The organism is Spiroplasma endosymbiont of Dasysyrphus albostriatus (assembly GCF_964019495.1).
In the GTDB taxonomy this organism is placed as follows: Bacteria; Bacillota_I; Bacilli_A; order Mycoplasmatales; family VBWQ01; genus Spiroplasma_E.
The window spans coordinates 1,570,557-1,591,834 of the sequence record NZ_OZ026447.1 but is presented as its reverse complement, the minus strand read 5'-3'; the positions used below and the strand labels follow the sequence as shown (position 1 = coordinate 1,591,834).

The following is a 21,278-nucleotide window of genomic DNA, read 5'->3' as shown; positions in this document are numbered from 1 at the left end:
TAAAGAGTAATTTTATGTTTATTATTTACTGGTCTTGCTCAAATTATTGCCCCCCCAGTGTGCTTCATGGTCATAATCAAAAAAATATGTTAATTGATTAGTTTTATTATATGAAACTATTCCTAATATTAAACCGGTAACACCAGTTATTACAGCAAATGATAATGCTATTTTTTGAAAATTTGTTTTTATTCATGTTTTCATATTAAATTACTCCTTTTTTATTTTGTTATTTGTTCTTAACTCTTCACAAGTTTTTAATCATTTTGGTAATAATTCATGTTCTAAATTAATTGCATGATTTTCACAAAGAAAAAGACTAAATGTTGTTGATTTTAATTCTAGTAAAACAATATTACTTCATTTGTTATTACAATTTTTACTTTGACAAACAACATTCATTTTGAAAAATCTTTTTTAAAGATTTCAAATTATTTACAACTTTTAATAATTTTTCTTTATTTTTCATATTTAAATACTCCTTTTTTAATTTTTATAAAATTAATTAGTATTTAATATTGATAAAAAATATTTGTTATAAATTATTTTTTCTGAATATCTTTCAAGAATTTATCAGCACCTTTCAATAATTTATTATATAATTTATCTATTTCATCTTTTCTCTCTTTTTTGGATTTTGTAATTATTTCATCAAATAATTCTTTTGATATTTTTTTATTTTTACATTTTTCTTTACATATATTCACGTTTTCTGATAAATTTATAACTTCAATTGGTAAATATCTTTTTTTACATATATAACAATTTTTTCCAACCTTTTTTAATCATACTAAGTCCGTATATTTTGGTGTTTCTTTTTTTAACATTTTTAAATAGTTATTTCTTTCATATTTAAATTTAAAAGTTAATCCTTTTTTCTCTAATTTTTGTAATTTTACTTCTGCTACAGCATTTTTAAAACAACTACTACAAAAATAATATTTCTGAAATTTATCATAATTATGAACTAAATAATTACATCAATCACATATTTTTCCATCATTTTCATTTCACATTTTTTATTTTTTTTCCTTGAATTCTTAATTTTATTTCTAAATTTTACTATTTTTCATTATTTTTTACAAGTATTCTTTTAAATGCAAAATAGCACCTAAATGCAAGGTGTTTATTTTGTGATACTTATACTATTAACTATATGTTAGTTGTTGATTATATTTTAAATATGAAAGTGGTTTTTAAAATATTTTTTATTTTATTTAAAATTACACTTATATATTTATATAATATATGCAGTAAATTAATTTTAAAAAAATTTACAATCAATTTAGAATTTTTAAAAAAAATAGTTAGGAGAATAACATGGAATTTAATTATCGATGAAATCATAGAGAACAATATCCTAAAATTGATAAATTAGTTTTAGAAAATTTTAAAAATAAGTGAGAAAAATGAGATAGAAGAATATTTAAAACAAGAGATAAAAAGAAATATAAAATTGTTGATTATCAATATCGAACAAGAAAAACATTATATGGAATGGTAACTTATAAAAGAAGAATTTATGAATATTTTGATGAAAAATTACAAAAATGAGTTCGAGTATGTTTACTTGATGAAATACTAGAATTTCCAAAATATAAAAGAATTGGTGAAGATATTGAAGAAACTATTATTGAAAATTTTGCTGATGGAAAAAGATACAGAGATATTCGTGTTATTTGTAAAAAAGCAGGTATTAGTCTTAGTACTGTTCATAGAGTTTTTAAAAATTTTGAAATAGTTGAAGCAAATCCAGAAAAAGTAAAATTAGAAAAAAATCAACCTATTTTTGTAGCAATTGATGATGGACATCGAAAATTTTGAGATTTTAAACGTAAAGGTACAAAATATTCGATGAGATTAATAGTAACATATACAGATAATATTAATCACAAAGTACAAAATAAAAGAGTAAAGGCAATTATAAGACCAACAAAAACAGCAATTGGAGTTAAAAAAAACTGCTGAATTTGTTAAAGAACATTGTCAAAAATTTTATGAAAACATTGAACAAGCAAAAATTATTATTTGTGGTGATAGTGCAGGATGAATTAAAGAAGTTGCTGATTATTTAGGCGCTCAGTTTGTTTTAGATAAATTTCATTTAATTAGAACATTATATCTTGGAATAATGGCTGGCAATAAAGAAAAATATTTAAACGAATATAATCATTGTAAATATTTAATTAATAATGGTCAATATCAACAATTAATTGATTATTTATATAACCAATTAGATAATCATAAAAAATTAAAAAAACAATACTTTAAAAATAATAAAGAAGGTATTGAAAATCAAGGTGCAAAGTGAAATATTGGTTGTTTTACAGAAACTAATATTTGACATGTTTTAAAAGAAATGCTTGGTAATAGAACATATAATATTTCAATTTATATTAAAATGGTTATTTTTAAATGTAATAAAATAAATTTAGAAACATAATTCTATATAAAAATTTTTAATTAAAGATATTTTCATAAAAAAATAAGTACTTTACATACACTTAATAAGTTAAGCATTTTTGTTGTGTATAAATATTAAATTTATTTTTTAATTTTTTAGGAATTTTTAAAAATAAGTATTTTAGTTGAAATATTTTTTAAAAAATAGTAAGATGAATATACAATTTCATAAAAATCCAAATTATTTCTTGTCTAAATTTATAATAAGACTATATGATTTAATTTATTCCGGATTTTTGACAATCTCCCAACTTTTACTAGCATTCAACATTAACCGTTCTTTAAGTAAAAAAGGTTGTCCTTATGATAATGCTGTTGCTGAAGCAACTTTTAAAACTTTTAAAACCGAATTTATTAATGATAAAAATTTTACATCATTAATCCAATTAAAATTAGAATTATTTGATTACATCAATTGATATAACAATATAAGAATTCACAGCACTTTAAACTACTTAACTCCAGTTAAATATCAACAACAAATGTCTACCAAAAAATAGTCCTAAAAAGTGTTGCCATTCCATTCTCAAGTTTTACTAAACATAGCAGACATATCTGTTACATTAGATACATCTCATTTTGACAAATCCTGATTAAATGTGGCTGCATAATAAAACATTTGTTTCATAGTTGTCACCTTCGACACATTTCAATTAGCAATATTACCATTAAATACTAATGTGTCACTAAACAGACTGCTCATATTTGTTACATTAAGCTGACAAATCCTGATTAAATGATTTCGCACGAGTAAACATATAACTCAAAGATGTTATTTCTGATGGTAACTGATCTGGTACTTTTTGAATTGTTTTTGGCACTCTAGCAACTTGAATTTCACCTTGTCGATTCTTATAAAAACCAATTTGAACAACCTCTTTACTTTCTATCTCTGACAAATCTTCTATATTAGTTTTTATTTTTTCTCCATTTTTATTTTTGTAAATTGTATCTTGTTGTGTTTTACTTTGAATGTAATTAGTTGTAATATTAGTTTTTTCTTCAATTGTATTTAAAATATTGATTAAATTTCCTGTAGTTGTTGCAAGTGTTAAAACACTTAATGTTGTTAATAATGATTTCATAATTAGTCCCCTTTATTTTCCCCAATAACTTTTTCTTAAATCTATAAGTTATCTATATTTTAAATTGTTTAAAGAGAAATGCAATAACTGACTTGTATATTAATATACTTTTTAAATTAAAATATCTAATTATTGAAGGAAATTATTAAAAATTATTGACTAATATGAAATAATTTTATTTTAAAGATTTTACTTGTAAGAAAATTAGCATTTTTAAATGTAATATCATAACTTTTATTATCTAAATTATTTTTAATTTTATAACTTAAAACTGCACTAACACTACCATCATCATGTTTAAATGTATTCATTGCAATATCACTTAAAGTAAAATAACTATTATTGTTAATATCAAAATATTTACTATACATATCTTTATATAAATTTTCTTGGTCCTTTAACATATTATCAAGAATACCATTATGATGTGTTTTATCAACTATTATATTTAGTAAGGAATTTAAACTGCTAGTAGGAGTATTTAATCAATTAGAAAAGTTTGCAAGAACACTATCTTGTTTAAAATTAGTTTCATCACCAAATTGAACACCTAATAATTGTAATATTTCTTTAGTTTTACTAATATTATCTGTTGTTGGGTGATTAATAATATATTTAAGATTATTTAAAGCATTAATAAAATCTTTACTACCGAAAGTTAAATCTAAATATTTTACTAAATCTTTTAAATCAATTAATGGATTTGTTGTTAAATATTTGTTAGTAAACTCAAATATTTTATTAATTGTGTCATTAATTGGAACATTTTTAATTGCTGATTCTAAACTATTAACAACTTGTTGAGGAATATCACTAATAGCTGAAATAAAAGAAAATTTCTTTTGAATCTCAGGTAATGTTCAATATGAATCAGTTCATGCAAAGGTAGCTTTCGCAATAATATCTTCACCAAAAGGTCCGGTCATTAAATTGGTAACTAATTTAAGCATATTATCTTTTGAAGATATTAATTCTTGAAAAATAGTTAATACTTTTTTTAGTTGAACTGTATTATTTTTAAGTGGTGTTTTATCATCTCAAGTAATACTATCAATACCAAGAGTTGGATTAGTTAATTTTAATACTTCACTTTTAACCATTGGTATTATTGTTTTTATTAAATAAGGTCATGCCACTGGATTTGTTAAAATCTTATTAAGAGTTTCACTAAATGTAGCATTAAAATTATCAGAATTAAAACCGATAGGTCCAGCACCTCATAAAGCATATTTAATATTATCGCTAATCATTTCCCCAATATATTTTCCTGATATTGACTTAAACATATAATTAAAATTAACACCAGCTATATATTCATAAAATTGATTTCAATTTCAATTTTTTGCTTCATCTTTAACATAGTATCACTTTTCATGACTTGGAATATTTCAAGCTTGAGCAAATGTCGCTTTCTTTGACATATAATCTTGCATTTTTTCAAAAGTAGTATTACCACTAAAATTATCTTCTTGATCTCAATCTGCTAATAATTCATCAATAGTATTAGTTATAATTGGAATATAATTAGTATAAGATAAGTAATCATTAATATTTGGTATTAAATTTTTAATATTTTTTAACATTCCATCAATCATATTAACAGTATCATCATTAGATAAAATAGAATTATTTAAATAATTTTTAAGCATTGGCAATATGTCATGATAACTACTATAGTTATTAATATTATTAGTGATAGCATCAACTTTAGATTGATTAATACCATTATGTTGAAATAAAGACTGAATAGTATTAATACTATTACCATCTAAGTTACTAGTTCAATCATTAATAAAATCATTTCCAGTATTCTTACCTGTAAGATTATCAATTTGAATAGAAGGGGTTTGATTATACATATCATTTAATAAATTATTAGTATTAAAACCTTTATTTTTAGCAATTAATAACGATTTACCAACAATAGAGGTTTCATTAGCATACTTAGTTGCTGTTTTAGTATCAACATTGTTGTTGGCAAAATTATTAATACTAATATTGTTTGTATCAATTGTGAATGCTAAAAGCGACATACTAGAACTTAATAAAAGGCTGGTAGTAAAAAATAAATTTAATTTTCGTCTCATATTTTACACTCCATTTATAATGATTTTCTTATTATTATAAACTATTACAAAATAATGTACAGTAAATTTTATTTTTAAAAAAAATATCTACTAATAAGTTAAATTAGTAGATATTTAATACATTTTAATTATGAATTTAATTAGATATTCCGTTTTTGTTAAGTTAGGACTAATAACTAGTAAAGGAATATTTATAAATTTATGAGAAAGTATGTTTATTATATTTTTTTGTTGTAGAAACATTAGTTTTTGGTGTAGAAGCATTAGTTTGTGTTTTATTAAAAACATGTGTTGGTTTAACTGAATGATTATTCTCTTGAGTAAAATGAGAATTTTTTTTGTGTTGATGTAATTTATTATTACATTTATTAAACAAATGTTTAATCAAATGTAAGGGATTTACCATAGAATGATGATGGTGACATAAAATATCAACAATATTAGTTAATAAATAATTAACATTTTTATTAGCTTCCAAATTATGTTGGATAGATTTTTCCAAAATGCTATAAAAAGTAGGAATAATATTATTATAATTAGCGATATCTCTTTCCTGTAAATATGTTAACATTTCCAATACTTTTTTATTATTTACTAAATCATTATTACTTTTAAATTTAAACTTTCTATTCTTGATAATGCTACTATGATAAGAATTTGGATCACATAAACGATATTTTATTTTCCTTGATGATTTTATTTTCTTTTTTTCTTAATTTCAGAAAAAATATTATTATAAAACCAATTAAAAAAATAATACTCATGATAATAATTAAAATAACTATTAACTTCATATGTTACTCGCACATTTTATTTTTAATTAATAAGTATTAATTTAACATTTTATTTTATAAAATAAAATACTTTTTATTAAAAATAATAACGTTTAGCAGAACCTATCTTTCTTTCAACTAAGCTAAATAAGATAAAGATAAAAATAAATCTTAAAATTTCAATACCAAGTAAAATAAATAATATAATTACTGAATGATTATTAAAATTAAGAATATTATTATCATATTCATCAGGTCTTGGTAGGTTAGGACTAAAATAAAGTACTACTAAAGTTAAAGCAAAAGATAAAGTAGCAATAATCGCATTTAAGGGTACTATTACTAGACCAGCACTTACTTTTTTGATAGTATCTACTTTTAAATTTTTACTTTTATTACACAATTTAAAAAGATAGTAGTAAATAAAATAAAAAGAAACAATAAATAAAATATTAGCAATATTATCAAAGAAAATTTGAATTGGCGGATGATCACTATCTGCTAATAAATGTAATCAAGGTTCAATAATACCAATTGCTAATGTATAATATAAACCAATAATTGGTAAAGCAAAAGCAATAATTAATGAATCAAAAATTCTTAATGGTAAAATTACTCCCATAAACTGAATAGGTATTTCAATTAATGAAGAAGCAACAGCTAATCCCAATAAAATTCCTGTCAAAGTAATATTAAAAATTTGTTGTTTTGAATTAATCTTTATTTTTTTCTTTGTTTTTATATCTACTTTTTCTTTTTCTTGGTCAACACTTTTAACTATCATTATAACTTCTCCTTTTTAAAATAGGTATTTAATTAATTAAATACTTATTTATAAAAATTATAAATTACTTTTAATTAAAAAACAAGACATTTATTAAATTTTTATAAAAACTATTAATACTACTCTAATTTAGAAAATTAATTAACAATAAAAATATCATAATAATAATTTGATAGATAATTTTTATTAAAATAAAAATAACAAAAACTAAAAAAATAAATTATAATATTAATCATTAATTTAAATTGTAACCCATCCAAAATAATGTTAAATCCTTATATAGATATTTTTCTGTATTAGGATTTTTATTAAATAAAATTGCTAAAAGAAAAGGAAGATTAAAAGATGGCAAAAAAATATACACCGGAAATAAAAGAAAAAGTATTACAATATTTACAAGATGGTAAAAGTTATGGTGAAATCAAAAAAGAAACTGGCATTTCAAAAACAACAATTTGAATTTGAAAGCAAAAAGCAAGAAAGAATGAACTTAAAGCAAAACATTCAGTCAACTCAGCTCCAAGAGATATATTAGAAGCAACCATCAATATTGCAGAAATAAATTGTGATAATAATGAAAATCAAAATTATAAAGAAGAATTTTTAAATCAACAGCAAGCAATAAATTTATTATCAGTAAATATTAACAAACAAATAGAAAACAACTATTTTGATAATTCAGAAGAAGATAGTGATTCAGAACGATTAGTAATTGATGAAGATTATAAAGAAGAAGTAAATATTTGAAGACCTTGAGAAGAGTCAGAAATAAAACAAAATAGTGAAGAATCTTTAGTAATAGAATTAAAAAAAGATCAATTAAAATATATTATTTAAATATTAAAATGTTGTACTAAAATTTGTACTGGCCTAACTAATAATAAATATAAAAGCAAAACTGAAGTAAATTTAATTAAATTAAATGGTACAAATACAATTCAAATCTTATCTTTAAGATCACCAGCACCATACATGTCTAAAATAAAAGCTCAATTATAAAAAGCACTAATTAATGATACTAAAATACAAGTAATAACAACTGTTGGTATTTCAATAATCATTAATCGTTTTCAAGAATTATTAGATTGCATTTTTCAAAATGGTAATTGCTTAAATAATAATTTAAAACTACTATATAATAACAATAAAGTAATGGTACTTAACATATAAGCAAATTCACCAATTGGTTCAGCATTACCAGAAGGAAAATGAGGTAAGATTAAACTTAGTCAAGGAACAATAATGGCAATTAACAAACTATAAGGAAGTTTAATAATTAACAATGCAATTAAATTAATAGTATTACCAAAATCAATTTTTAAAAAAGGTAAAAAAATAGGTGGTGTTTCTAATAAGGTCATTAATGTCGTAACTGCCAATAAACTACTAATTAATGCTATCCTATGAGTAGTTAATTTTAAAGAATTATTAATATTACTTTTAAATTGTTGTCACTTTTTCTCATATTTTAAACTCATCTTTTACTCCTTAAAATACATTTATTATTTTAATTATATATAAAAAAACGTTTATTTATTATATAATAAAATTAATTTTTAAAAGGAGATGAAGTATTAATGAATAAAAGTGAAAATAACATTGTGCAAATGGTAGTTGAAATTCCCAAAGGATCAAGTAATAAATATGAATATGATTGAAAATCTAAAACTATGATATTAGATCGTGTTCTTTATGGTGCTAATTTTTATCCCGGTGAATATGGATATATTCCTGAAACTTTAGATTATGATGGTGATCCTTTAGATATTATTAGTTTAATTACTTATCCAACTTTCCCTGGTTGCTTAGTAGAAGTTAGAGTTTTAGGAATGATTAAAATGATTGACGGTGGTGAAGTTGATACTAAATTATTTGGTGTTGTTAATTCTGATCCACGCTTTAATGAGTATCAAGATCTAAAAGATGTACCACAACATTTACGTGATGAAATTGTTAATTTCTTTTTACAATATAAAGAATTACAAAAAAAGAAAGTCATAATTGAAGGTTGAGGTAACTTAAAAGAAGCATTAACTGAACTTACAACATGTAAAAATATGTTTAAAGAATATCAAAATGAAATGAATAATTTACCAAAAGCACAATTAGTGTCATTATTAAACAAAAAATAAACAAAAAGTGTAATATATTTTTAATATATTAAATCATTTATCCTTAAATACAACTGAATAAAATTAAATAGATGAACAACTGTTCATAAAAGGGAATTAAGTAATCTTAAGCTGCCCCAGCAACTGTGATACTGATAAAAGTTACATAATCCATTGAAATCAAAGATTTTGAGAAGGGTAACAAGTAAAATGAAGTTAAGCCAGTAGACCTATCTATTTAACACTATTAAACTAATCTCTGGGTGCAGATAACAGTTATATAATTTTAATTGATGTTTTATCTCCGATTAGTATAACTAAACCACCTTTATGAGGTGGTTTTAAATTTAAAAAATAAAGAAAGCCGAGAACAAATATGAGTAACCATGTCCAAAAATTAATTCGTATCTTGATTATTCCTTCATATGCAGCACTAGTTTTTGCTTTAAAAGAAGTACTAGCAATATTACCAAATATTGAAGTTGTAACTTTTCTATTAGCATTTTCAGCATTAGTTTTTCCACTATATATGTCAATTACTATTCCTTTAATTTTTGCTTCATTAGAAATTCTACTTTACGGTGGTAATAGTTGAATATTTTTGTATTTTAGTATATGACCAATATTGGTCATAATAATTTGAATATTTCGTCATTTAATTAAAAAGCATTGATGAATTTTTGTAATAATTACAAGTTTATGAGGTTTTACTTTTGGTACATTTGATGCTCTAATTCATTTAATATTATTCGGTAAATCCAGTTTTTATCTTTACTGATTATCTGGATTAAGTTTTGATGCTATTCATGGCATTGGTAACTTCATGTTTAGTAGTTTTCTGTATAAACCAATTATCAGTATTTGAAATAAATATTTACAATATTATATTATTATTGATAATAATATTATTGAAGAAAGCAATGATGAACAAACATCAAATAATGAATTATTAGTTGAACCATAAATATAAATTTATATTTAAATAATTAACTATTCATATAATATTATTTATATCATTAAACTGATGATGAAAAGTATTTATTTCAATCTCTTATTGAATCTTTTTCTTCTAAATTAAATGAATTTATATATTTTTTCAAATCATTTTCTTTTGCAAATAATTCTTTAAGATCTTCTTGTAATAAGTTTTGCTCATTAATTAATATTTGCATATTAGTTTTTACTATATCATATTTTTCTTTTAAATTTTCTTTTTCCCTATTGGTTTTTATAAATTCATTTTTATTTTCACATAGTTCTTTTTCTGTTATTTTATTTCAATCATAAAAACCTAAAGTAATACATTTAATATAAAAATTAATTCTTGGATTTATTTTCTTTGTATTTAAATTAATAATAGATTTTCTTAATTTAGAACTTTTTAACTGTAAAGTTAAAAGTTCTTTTTCTAATTTCTTTAATTCTATTTTAAAATCAAGTATTTTAGGTAATAACTCAATATAATTTTTTTTCATTTTTTGATCAATTTCTTTTTTAAATATCTTAAATTTTTGCTTAGCTAAAATTTCTTCTTTTTGTTTATTTTGAAATGTTTCTTGTTCTGCTTGTTGTTTTTTTAAGTTTTCTTTCCATATTTTATTAGTTTTTTCTTCATATTCTTTTTGTTTAACTAAAACATTACGCGCTTCACTTAATTTTTGAAAATTAATAGTTGCTTCTGGATTATTAGTATTTTTATCTGGATGTAATTTTAAAGATAAACGTCTAAAAGATGCATTAATTTCAGGAATTGTTGCACCAATAGATAAACCTAATAATTCATAATATTGTTCCATTTTTAGTTTTTTTCCTTTTTAATAAGCACTACTATATTCATAAATAATGGTTATATTTATGGTAAGTTTGTACACGATCATTTACTGGTGTTTGACTAGTTAATTCTAAAGCATTAATTTCTTCAACAAATTTAGAACAAGAAAATTCTTTAGCTGGTGAAGTATTTTTTATACTATTTTTTTTATCATTAATATTTTTTCATAATTCAGTTAATTTAATTAAATTATTTAACTCATCATTAATTTTTTTTCTTTCTAAACTAATATTTTCAAATATTATTTTTAAATCTGTTCGTTCATTAGTTTTTTCTTGTATTTCCTTTTTATTTTTATTTAGTTTTTTTTCTATTCTTTTATTTTTATTAATACAACCAAAACTAAACATTGTAATAATAAAATTTTTAAAATTGCCGATTTTTTGTTTTTCCAAAAAAACATTTTCTTCTAATAAACTAGTTATTTTAGAAGTAGCATCAGTAATTACATCAATATAATCTGATAATATTATGGTTCTTTTTTCAACTTCTTTATCTAATACTTCAATTTTTTCATTAAATACTTGAATTTGTTCAATTGATAATGATTTAATATCATCTTCGGTAAGTAATTGAATTTGCTCATCTGTAAATATTTTAATTTGTAAATCTTGTTTATCCTTATCCTTATCTAATGGCATATTTTACTCCTTATTTAATAAGCATTTTTGTTAAGTTGTTTTTTAACTTCATTAATCATTTTTTCTAATTGATTAATTGCTTCTATTTGTTCTGCAATTCCTTTTTTAGTTTCCTTAGAAACAGAAACTGTTTCTGATTCACTTTGTAATTTTATTAATTTATCTTTTTCTTTTTGTAATTTTTCTTGTCCAATTTCTATTTTTGATTTTAACTCATTGCTAGATGTTTGTGTTTTACTTTCTTGCTGTTCCATAAGTTCATCTCCTTTTTAACATAAAAAACCCATTTGCTTTAAAATTAAAACAATGGGTTTAAAAACATTATAAATTCATTATATGCCTTTCTAAGTGAAAATCAATTAAAAACATAATAAACTTCCTTTTTTAAATTTTTACTGGAATAAAATTGTTATCAACTAATATCTTTACTCCATAAATGCTCATAACTTATATTTTCTAAAATTTAATAATCAAGTAATAATATAAGCACTAATATAAACAATAATATTAATAGCAAAAGCTAATAAAAAATATCATCAACGAAAAATAATTGGATAAATAACATGACTAAAAGTAATTAACTGTTGTGCTAATATATTAATTAATATTGGACTAATAAAAACACTAAAAACTGAAAAAATTAAAATTAAAGGGACAATAATTATAATAAAATTGTACGATACTTCCATAGTATTATATCCCAATACTTTTAAAATATTAATCAATATTCAATTATCACGAACTAAAATATTAGTAACCAAAGTCATAATCATAAATGATAATATAATACTACAAATTGCAAAAAAACCAATAAGTAATTGAATACTTATTTCATTATTTTCCAATGCTGCTTTTTCATTACCAATTGGAACAATACCACTCAAAGAACTAATAAAACCACTAGAACTAATGTAGTCAGTATTCAAAATTTTAGTTAAATCAAGATTATAATTATTTTCAGTATTAATAAAAGTTAAGTAATGTCGTAACTCATTATCATTAAATTTACTCATTTTGGCATTATTAATTAATAATCCTGTATTTTCATTAATAGCACTATTTAAAAGTGATTGTGATACTAATAATGTTGATATTCCTAAATTACTAAAGCCATCATAAATAATACCAATTAAATATTTTTTATTACCATTAAAATCAAAATATGGATATAAAATTGCTTTACCAATATTGTTACCATTACCAGTACTAGTATTGGATGCTGGGGCATTAGATGCTGCAATTGGTAAAAAGGTAACATTTGGAGCATTAGTACTAGTAATATGTAATTGTTTTTTTACATTGTTAACATTTTTAGTAAATTCTTTATCTAATCAAAAATCAGAGGTGTTCATTGTATCATTGTTCATATTAATAAATTTTTTAAATTTACTATTAATTAAATTAGGTTTAATAAAATTATTACTATTTGCATTAATACCATAGATAGTTTGTCTTATTGTAACTTCATTACTAAAGCATGAATCATTAAAAGTTTGAGTTACACTATCATAAGTATTACCAATAGCATTGTTATGACTAAAATCTAAATCATAAGAATCTTCAATATTCAATTTAATAAAAGGTAACTCATTTTGTTCTTGATAAGGAATAATACCAAAACTAATTAATAAGTCATTATTATTACCACTTTCATTTGTTAAATAATTAATAATATTTATTTGTTTTGCTCACTGTTTTTTAAATGTTTGTGGTAATAAATTTCATGTTGTCGATTTTTCAAAATTTTTACGCATCTTTAATAAATCGCTACCCAAAATATATTTATTACGTAAATCGCGAATAACGGGTGCTGGATTATTAGGATTTATTAAATATGAATCAATAGCATCTTGTAAATCTTGTTTAAGTGATATTCCTGATTCTATTTGTGAAACTGGAGCAATGTTATAAAGCAACTGCTTGTTATTATTAATAAAATTATTATCAATGTCTTCATAATGATAACTATTTAAATAATTAAAATTAATCCCTTCAAATTGTAATGATAACATATCATTAACTAAACCACTAGCTGCAATTGAAAATAGCATCAATGTGGCAGCAAAATTACTAACTATACTAATGATAACTAATTTACCAAAACTACGCATGCTAATAGTTATTGCCAATTTATTATGATAACTAATATCGCCAATAACTTTAACACTAATAAAATTAAAAATTTTGCTAATATTTAAATGATGATATTTTTTAAAATTTTTACTACTAATTAAGTCAAGTGGTTTTTTTTGTAAAAATAAATAAACTATAAAAAAACTAATAATTACTAATAACAATAAAGGAACAGTTACCACAATAATTGTCATATGCACATTTATATATCATCCATAGTTAATTAACGCTAAATATAAGTTATGACTATTAATAAGAATATGACTAATAAATACTGATATTAAAACACCAATAATAGTAAAAATAAATAAAGGTCAAATAATAGCTAAAACTAAAGAAATTGTTAATTGTCAATTTTTATAACCCAATGCTTTTAAAATTCCAATTAATTTATGATTATGATGAATCATCTTTCATACTACCATTAAAATAATAACACTAGTAACAGTAAAAATTAATGTTAAAAATATTATACCAACATTTTGTGTTAAATTAATTCGCTCATTTAAGAAAAAAATAGCATTTTCATTATAAGGTCTTCATAAATAATCATCATTTGTTAAAATACTAGCAACATTAGCAAAATTTATACCATTAGTAAGATTTTGATAATGATGACCATATGCTAATTGATTATGTAATATATTATATAATCATGCGTTTAAACTACGTTCAGGATAAACGGGATTAAAACTATTTTTTTGTTTATTTTTATCAATAAAACCCTTAAAATCATTATTGATGTTAACCATTGTATTACTATTAACAAAAGCAACAGTTGGATGGGGCCACTTAGCCCTTTTTACTAGACCATTAATTTAAAAAATCTGAATGTATTCTAAAAACAATTGTGTTATATAATGAACACTAATTTTGACCTGAAAGGATTTTTATTAATGGATAAAATTAAACAAATAGCATTAATAATTAACAAATTAAATATCAAAGAAAAAATTAAAATTATCGATGATTGCAAAAATCAATATTCAATTAGAAACTTATGTCAATATCTTCAATTAAACAGATCAACATATTACTTTTTAAAAAATAAACAAAAACTTATTAAAAAAGAAAAAAATCATATTATTAATTGCAATCATAAATATCAAGAATTATGCCAACTTTTAATCGAATTTCATTCTACAAGAAAAGGTAGAATTTATGGATATTTAAGAATTTTTTCAGCTTTTAAAGAGTGATTAAAACAAGAGAAAAATATCATTTTAAATATAGAATTATCAACAAAACAAATGCGAAAAATTATGAAAAAACACAATATTCAAGGATTAAAACAAACTAAAAATAACTATCCTAAAAACAAAAAAAATCCAAATAAGTGAATACCTACAATGGATAAAGTAAACAAAGATTACAAAAGTACAACCGCTTCAAATCAAATTTGATCAATGGATACTAAACAAATAAACACCAAAGAAGGTTGACTATATCTTTTTGTAATTATTGATTTTTATTCAAATAATGTTGTTAGTTATAATACATTTTCAAATAAATCATATCAAGATTTAATTCTTCCTGCACTTGAAAAAATAAACAACCAATTTTCTTGAAATCAAATAAAAAACGTTATTTTACATTCAGATAACGCCAACGAATTTTATTGTCAAGAAATTACAAAATGAGCAAAAAACAAACAAATAATTTTAAGCAAAAAACAACCATATGATATTGGCGGTAATGTCATATCTGAAAATTGATTTTCACATTTATCTCAAGAATGATTGCCTAAAGACTCAAATCAATATTTAACAATCAATGAAGCTATTAATGATGTAAATCAATATGTTATGTTTTATAATTATGAAAGAATACATTCTAAATTTTTAAAACCACCAATATTACAAATAAAAATTTAGAAATATCTATCAAAATATGGTCCAGTAATTAGGGCTAACCACCATTAGTGCTTTTAAAGAAAATAAAGAAGTTTATGGTACTAGAAGATTAAAAAAAATTCTAGAAAACCAAGAAATTTATTTATCGCGCAGAAAAATTAAAAAAATTATGAATGAACATAATTTAATATCAAAATATACTAAATTATCATTCAAAAATCATAATAACAAAGTTAACGATAGTCAAATAACTAATCTTGTTAATAGAAAATTTAAGAATAGGATTAAAAATGAAGTTATTGTTAGTGATTTAACTTATGTACAAGTTAATGGTAGGTGAAACTATATTTGCCTATTAATAGACCTATTTAACCGCGAAATTATCGGACATAGTGTTGGAGTTAAAAAAGATGCATCATTAGTACATCAAGCATTTATGCAATCAAATCGCTGTTTAAAAGATATTCAAATATTTCATAGTGATCGCGGTAATGAATTTAACAATAAAATTATTGATAAACTTTTACTAGCATTCAACATTAACCGTTCTTTAAGTAAAAAAGGTTGTCCTTATGATAATGCTGTTGCTGAAGCAACTTTTAAAACTTTTAAAACCGAATTTATTAATGATAAAAATTTTACATCATTAATCCAATTAAAATTAGAATTATTTGATTACATCAATTGATATAACAATATAAGAATTCACAGCACTTTAAACTACTTAACTCCAGTTAAATATCAACAACAAATGTCTACCAAAAAATAGTCCTAAAAAGTGTTGCCATTCCAAGTTTTATTTTTTGGATCCATCAATCCACTAATATTATTGGCAATAAAAGCACTATTTCGACTAGTAACAAATCCTCTAACAATAAAAGTACGATTAACAATATTGTACTTATCACCAATTTTTAAATTATTATTATTAGCAAATTGTTCATAAATTAAAATTTCATTATCTTGTAATGGTAACTCTTCCAAACTTTGTTTATAATTACCTACTAAAATTGGTGGATCAATAATATTTTTAGGAACTGTTTGTGTAAAGAGAAAAGATTTACCGGTCATTAATAAATCATTAACTAAAGTATAATGATTTCATTCAATATTTTGAAATAACATGCCATTAATAATTAAAAAATATAGTTGTGATTGCAAAGAAATATCAATTGTATTATATTCATGATTAGCGTATGATATTTTATGATAAATTTCATCTTGATAAATTTTTAATGCTTTATCATTTAAAATAAAATAGTTTACTTGATTAATATTTGTCTTTCCATCATAAACATAACTATTAATTAAATTACGCATTGCATTTTTATATTCTTCAGAAGAGTTATAACCTTGATGATAATCATTAGGAACTAATAGTTTAAAATCAACATAATCATGATGATATTTAGTAGATATATTATTTCCAATTTGTAAATAATTATTAGCATGAGAATCACTTAAATCACTACTACCATTAAAAATAAAACGATAAGTATCGGTATTAGCATTAACTAAAGCAATTTGAAAAGTTGCATGATTTAATTTAAAAGTATCAATACTATCATCTTGTTTATAATATGACATATTTTCCAATCATAATCCTAAATGTGTTTTATAATAATTATATTCTTTTTCAAAACTATTTTTTTCAATTGGTAATTCATTTAATTCTTGAAAATTAGTATTTTGACTAATATCATTTAAATATTGATTTTCTACATATTGATCAGAAAATTGAATGCTTAAAAAAGTTATAATCATAATCATAACTAAAAAGCCTAACCCTAAAACTTGAATAATATTTTTTCTTTGTTCACGCAAATAATTAAAAAATATTTTTACCATATTCCACTAACCTCAGTTGATACTTCAAATTAATTTTATCAATTTAAAAATATTTTTTAAAATTAAAACATTTTAATGTGTAATTTTTTATTTAATAGCAGCAAACCAGATTATATATTATTTAGTTAATGTCATTAATTGTTTATTATTAACGTTTAACTTTCAATTAATAATGTATGAGACTAAATAAATTAAAATATTTATACTAATCATCAATGCAAAATATCATCAACGAAAAACAATAGGAAATGCGATTTTTGCAAAAGTTGCTAATAAATTAGAAAGTACCATTACTAAAGAAGGAACAATAAAAACAGCAACCAAACTACTCATTACCAATGCCGGTATTATTACCAGAAAGAAATTATAAGAAACTTCTAATGCAGTATAACCTAAACTTCATAAAATATTAATTAATATTAAATTATCACGAACACTAATATTAGTAACAATAACAATAATCATTAATGATAATATAACACTAAAAATACCAAAAAATGAAATGATTATTTGTAAACTATATTGATTATTCTTCATAATACTACGTAAATTACTAATATCATACACTGATGATAATGAAGTACTAATACCTTTACTTTCCAAATATCCTGAGTGTGAAATTTGTGCTAAATCAATATTATAATCATTTTTATTACTAATAATTGGTAAGTAATGTTTAAACTCATTATCAGTAAATTTGCTTAATTTACTATTAGCAAAATTATTTTCTAATAAATCACTTTTACTACCAAACAAAATATCATTAAGCCAAAGGTTAGGCATTACTATTATTTTTGGATCTAATTTATTAATATAATCATAAGCAATACCAATTATATATTTTATTTGATTATCTAATCCTTTATACCTATAAATAACACTATTATTAAGTTGTTCTCCACCATTATAAACATTGACAACCGAAGGTAAAACAGAAGTAGCCATTGGAATAAATTGAACAGCACTACTATCTGGATTTTTAATTCCTAATTTTTGAATTAAATGATTACGAATATTAATAAATTGTTTATCTTGCCAATTATTAGAAACTTCCATATCAGCTAAATTTAATTTACTAAAAGTAGAGAAATCACTTATACTAAAATTTAGAGATAAAAAATCACTTAAACTATCATCAATACCATAAGCAGTTCTTGGTGCACTTCAATTTTTAAAAGATTCTTTTGATAAGGTTTGTGTATCATTATCAAAAACAGCACCACGCTGATTAGGAAGTAACAAACTAGCCTTATCAAGTTCTAATTGTGTGTATGGTACTTCATACTGTTCATCATAAGGAATTAAACCAAAACTTATCAATAAATCAGTATTGCTTTTACCATTATTATTGGTTAAATAATTAAATAATATTTTATTTTTTTCTAAGAAATCCTTAACTATGGGTGGAATCTTTGATGGATTAGCAGCAATTCACTGTTTTATTTTTAATAATTCACTACCCATAATATAACGATTTTGAACATTAATCATAATTGATTTATTAGGATTAAGAGGATCAAATCGTTTAATTGCAGCTAATAATTCTGGATATAATGAAATTTTGCTTTTAATATTATCAACACTATTAAATTGATACATTAATTTATTTTCGTTATTAATAAAGTTAGTTTTAATATTATCATCAAATTGATAACCATTTTGATAATTAAAATTAGTTCCCGCAAATTGTGAACCTAACATATTATTAACTAAACCACTAGCAGCAAGCGCAAAGAATACTAATGTTGCAGCAAAAATACTAGTAAAATACATAATTAATGTTTTACCAAAACTACGTAGTGAAGTAGTAACGGCCAACTTATTACGATAACTAAATCTACCAATCACATATCTTGCAATAAAAGTAAAAGTTGAACTAATATTTATTTTATATTTTTGTTTTGAAATATTATTAGTAATTAAATCTAAGGGTTTACTTCTTAATAAGAATAATACCATTAAAAAACTAATGAAAGTTAAACTAATGATTGGAATAACAAGTAATAAAATAGCGGTAACAATATTAAAGTACCAACCATAACTAATTAAGGCAACAGTACTAATATTAGTAATATAAATTAAATAATGCGCAACTGGAATAGAAATTAAAACACCAATAATAGAAAAAATAATTAAAGGAGCAATAATTGAAATTACTAATGATATACTTAACTGTCAACTTTTATATCCTGTTGCTTTTAAAATTCCAATTAATTTTTTATTACGATCAATCATTTTAAAAGTAATAATAAAAATAATAATAGTAGTCACAATAAAAATCAAAATTAAAAATAAACTAGAAATCTCTTCAATAACATTAATTCTATTATTAATGGAACTAAAAGATCATTCTTGCATACTAGTATAAAATCTAAGATTATTGATACTTAAAGGAGAAACTATTTTATTATAATCAATACCATTATTATAATATTTTGTACTTGCTATATCAGTAGGTGTTTTATAAGTTGCATGAAGATAATTATAAATTCATTCATTGTTTATTTGTGAATCAATATTTTTAGACAAATCAGGATTAATACCTAAAAAAAAATCATCAATATTACTGCTAAATGCCTTTAAATCAGATTCAACTTTGCGCATCGTATTACCATTAGTAAAAGCGACAGTATTATTTTTTAAATCAAGTGAATTACCAAAATAACGACCAACAAATGCTGCTAATGAGCTTGTAGCATAACCACGAATAATAAACGTTTGTCCAGCAATTACATAATTTTGACCAATATGTAAATTATTTAGTTCAGCAAAATGTTTGTAAATTAAAATTTCATTATCTTGTAATGGTTTTTCTGTTAAACTTGGGCCACCATCTTTGACAATAATTGCTTTATTAACAATATATTCGGGTCCTGTTTCAATAAAAGCAAAATTTTTACTAGTAATTAATAAATCACGGACCATAACAGCATGTTGTCATTCAATATCTTTATATAACATTCCCATTGACATTATTTCATATAACTTAGCTTCATTTTTAATATCTATTTCACTATAGTTTCGATTAGCATATGACAATTGTCCCTTAAAATTATCGTTATAAAACTGTAAAGCAGCTTCACTAGTAATCATAAAATTTGTTGCATTTTCTGGATGTAATGGATCATATAGATATTGATTTAGAATATTAGCATATTGTTCTATCGTTGCTTTATGAGTATCATAAGATGGATAATTAATAGGAATATTAATTTTAAAATCAATATAATTATGGCTAGTATCATTAAAAAGACTATCACCAATAGCAAAATATTCTTTACTATTAGCGTCCCCACCATAAAAAGTAAAACGATATATATCAGGTCTAGTAGCATCTGGTATTGTTAACTGAAAAGTAGCTTTTGCCATCTTTTCTTTATCAATAGTATTATCTTTTTGATAATAATTAATATTATTTAAATAAGAACCAGCTTTATCTTTTTCATTATATTTTCCATCAAAATTAACATATTCGATTGGTGAAAAAAATGTATATTGATTAAATTCATTATGAGCAATATCGTTAACATATTGTTCAAATAAATAATTATTAGAAAAATTTAATGATAAAAAGGCAATAATCATAATCATTACTAAAAAACCTAAACCAAACATTTGTAATAAATTGTTTTTTTGTTCACGAATATAATTACGTAATAATTTAAACAT

General features: G+C 22.1%; 22 protein-coding genes, 1 pseudogene and 1 riboswitch. Of the genes and pseudogenes, 8 read left to right on the top strand and 15 right to left on the bottom strand.

Features of this window, described 5'->3' with window-relative positions:
- Nucleotides 1-21: 21 nt before the first annotated feature.
- The 3 genes from AACL11_RS09425 to AACL11_RS09415 form a co-directional block, all read right to left on the bottom strand.
- Entirely contained in the window at nt 22-204 is a 183-nt protein-coding gene (locus tag AACL11_RS09425; RefSeq protein ID WP_338987598.1) for a hypothetical protein, read from the bottom strand.
- Nucleotides 205-210: 6 nt separating this feature from the next.
- A complete protein-coding gene (locus AACL11_RS09420; protein ID WP_338987597.1) occupies nt 211-402 on the bottom strand; it encodes a hypothetical protein in 192 nt (63 codons plus the stop codon).
- A 140-nt stretch (nt 403-542) separates the two neighbouring features.
- Nucleotides 543-1,016 carry a hypothetical protein gene (locus tag AACL11_RS09415; protein WP_338987596.1) on the bottom strand — a complete coding sequence of 158 codons (474 nt, stop codon included), beginning with the start codon at nt 1,014-1,016 and terminating at the stop codon, nt 543-545.
- Between the two features lie 304 nt (nt 1,017-1,320).
- On the opposite strand from AACL11_RS09415, the gene AACL11_RS09410 reads away from it, so the two are divergent.
- The 3 genes and pseudogenes from AACL11_RS09410 to AACL11_RS09400 form a co-directional block, all read left to right on the top strand.
- Nucleotides 1,321-1,977: a UPF0236 family transposase-like protein gene (locus tag AACL11_RS09410; RefSeq protein WP_338987594.1), complete on the top strand. Its 657-nt coding sequence runs from the start codon at nt 1,321-1,323 to the stop codon at nt 1,975-1,977.
- Nucleotides 1,946-2,443 (top strand): UPF0236 family transposase-like protein, encoded by a 498-nt coding sequence (locus AACL11_RS09405; RefSeq protein WP_338987592.1) that lies wholly within the window; start codon nt 1,946-1,948, stop codon nt 2,441-2,443. The genes AACL11_RS09410 and AACL11_RS09405 overlap by 32 nt, the downstream gene beginning before the upstream one ends.
- 262 nt (nt 2,444-2,705) lie before the next feature.
- Nucleotides 2,706-2,963, top strand: a pseudogene (locus tag AACL11_RS09400) (transposase); the annotation flags it as partial.
- A 2-nt stretch (nt 2,964-2,965) separates the two neighbouring features.
- On the opposite strand, the gene AACL11_RS10580 reads toward AACL11_RS09400, so the two are convergent.
- The 5 genes from AACL11_RS10580 to AACL11_RS09380 form a co-directional block, all read right to left on the bottom strand.
- Entirely contained in the window at nt 2,966-3,166 is a 201-nt protein-coding gene (locus AACL11_RS10580) for a BspA family leucine-rich repeat surface protein (RefSeq protein WP_422397931.1), read from the bottom strand.
- A 10-nt stretch (nt 3,167-3,176) separates the two neighbouring features.
- Complete coding sequence (locus tag AACL11_RS09395; protein WP_338987591.1) at nt 3,177-3,548, bottom strand: hypothetical protein; 372 nt, start codon at nt 3,546-3,548, stop codon at nt 3,177-3,179.
- A 152-nt stretch (nt 3,549-3,700) separates the two neighbouring features.
- Complete coding sequence (locus AACL11_RS09390; RefSeq protein ID WP_338987589.1) at nt 3,701-5,581, bottom strand: hypothetical protein; 1,881 nt, start codon at nt 5,579-5,581, stop codon at nt 3,701-3,703.
- Nucleotides 5,582-5,834: 253 nt separating this feature from the next.
- Nucleotides 5,835-6,206, bottom strand: a complete 372-nt coding sequence (locus AACL11_RS09385) for a hypothetical protein (protein ID WP_338987587.1) — start codon at nt 6,204-6,206, stop codon at nt 5,835-5,837.
- Between the two features lie 299 nt (nt 6,207-6,505).
- Nucleotides 6,506-7,192: a hypothetical protein gene (locus AACL11_RS09380; RefSeq protein ID WP_338987585.1), complete on the bottom strand. Its 687-nt coding sequence runs from the start codon at nt 7,190-7,192 to the stop codon at nt 6,506-6,508.
- A 345-nt stretch (nt 7,193-7,537) separates the two neighbouring features.
- On the opposite strand from AACL11_RS09380, the gene AACL11_RS09375 reads away from it, so the two are divergent.
- On the top strand, nt 7,538-8,029 hold the full coding sequence (locus AACL11_RS09375) for a hypothetical protein (protein ID WP_338987583.1): 492 nt from the start codon (nt 7,538-7,540) through the stop codon (nt 8,027-8,029).
- On the opposite strand, the gene AACL11_RS09370 is transcribed toward AACL11_RS09375, so the two are convergent.
- Nucleotides 8,026-8,670, bottom strand: coding sequence for a hypothetical protein (locus AACL11_RS09370; RefSeq protein ID WP_338987582.1), 645 nt, complete (start codon nt 8,668-8,670; stop codon nt 8,026-8,028). The genes AACL11_RS09375 and AACL11_RS09370 overlap by 4 nt on opposite strands.
- A gap of 99 nt (nt 8,671-8,769) precedes the next feature.
- Here AACL11_RS09370 and AACL11_RS09365 point away from each other — a divergent pair, with 99 nt between their 5' ends.
- Both AACL11_RS09365 and AACL11_RS09360 read left to right on the top strand, forming a co-directional pair.
- Nucleotides 8,770-9,324: an inorganic diphosphatase gene (locus tag AACL11_RS09365; RefSeq protein WP_252319993.1), complete on the top strand. Its 555-nt coding sequence runs from the start codon at nt 8,770-8,772 to the stop codon at nt 9,322-9,324.
- Nucleotides 9,325-9,376: 52 nt separating this feature from the next.
- Nucleotides 9,377-9,555, top strand: a riboswitch (cobalamin riboswitch).
- A gap of 124 nt (nt 9,556-9,679) precedes the next feature.
- Nucleotides 9,680-10,267, top strand: coding sequence for a hypothetical protein (locus AACL11_RS09360; protein WP_252319991.1), 588 nt, complete (start codon nt 9,680-9,682; stop codon nt 10,265-10,267).
- Nucleotides 10,268-10,319: 52 nt separating this feature from the next.
- Here the strand turns inward: AACL11_RS09360 and AACL11_RS09355 are convergent, their stop codons facing one another.
- The 4 genes from AACL11_RS09355 to AACL11_RS09340 all read right to left on the bottom strand — a co-directional run bounded on the left by AACL11_RS09355 (nt 10,320) and on the right by AACL11_RS09340 (nt 14,660).
- Nucleotides 10,320-11,099 (bottom strand): J domain-containing protein, encoded by a 780-nt coding sequence (locus tag AACL11_RS09355; RefSeq protein ID WP_338987581.1) that lies wholly within the window; start codon nt 11,097-11,099, stop codon nt 10,320-10,322.
- Between the two features lie 31 nt (nt 11,100-11,130).
- The gene (locus AACL11_RS09350) at nt 11,131-11,775 is read right to left on the bottom strand and encodes a hypothetical protein (protein ID WP_338987580.1); all 645 of its coding nucleotides are present in this window, start codon (nt 11,773-11,775) and stop codon (nt 11,131-11,133) included.
- Between the two features lie 14 nt (nt 11,776-11,789).
- Nucleotides 11,790-12,029, bottom strand: a complete 240-nt coding sequence (locus AACL11_RS09345; RefSeq protein WP_338987578.1) for a hypothetical protein — start codon at nt 12,027-12,029, stop codon at nt 11,790-11,792.
- A gap of 171 nt (nt 12,030-12,200) precedes the next feature.
- Nucleotides 12,201-14,660 carry an ABC transporter permease gene (locus AACL11_RS09340; protein ID WP_338987576.1) on the bottom strand — a complete coding sequence of 820 codons (2,460 nt, stop codon included), beginning with the start codon at nt 14,658-14,660 and terminating at the stop codon, nt 12,201-12,203.
- Between the two features lie 108 nt (nt 14,661-14,768).
- On the opposite strand from AACL11_RS09340, the gene AACL11_RS09335 reads away from it, so the two are divergent.
- On the top strand, nt 14,769-15,782 hold the full coding sequence (locus AACL11_RS09335; RefSeq protein ID WP_338986622.1) for an IS3 family transposase: 1,014 nt from the start codon (nt 14,769-14,771) through the stop codon (nt 15,780-15,782).
- A gap of 28 nt (nt 15,783-15,810) precedes the next feature.
- Nucleotides 15,811-16,530 carry an IS3 family transposase gene (locus AACL11_RS09330; protein WP_338988515.1) on the top strand — a complete coding sequence of 240 codons (720 nt, stop codon included), beginning with the start codon at nt 15,811-15,813 and terminating at the stop codon, nt 16,528-16,530.
- 2 nt (nt 16,531-16,532) lie between these two features.
- Here AACL11_RS09330 and AACL11_RS09325 read toward each other — a convergent pair whose 3' ends face one another.
- Together AACL11_RS09325 and AACL11_RS09320 are read right to left on the bottom strand one after the other, a co-directional pair.
- Nucleotides 16,533-17,585, bottom strand: a complete 1,053-nt coding sequence (locus tag AACL11_RS09325; RefSeq protein ID WP_338987574.1) for a hypothetical protein — start codon at nt 17,583-17,585, stop codon at nt 16,533-16,535.
- Nucleotides 17,586-17,726: 141 nt separating this feature from the next.
- Nucleotides 17,727-21,278, bottom strand: coding sequence for an ABC transporter permease (locus tag AACL11_RS09320; RefSeq protein WP_338987572.1), 3,552 nt, complete (start codon nt 21,276-21,278; stop codon nt 17,727-17,729).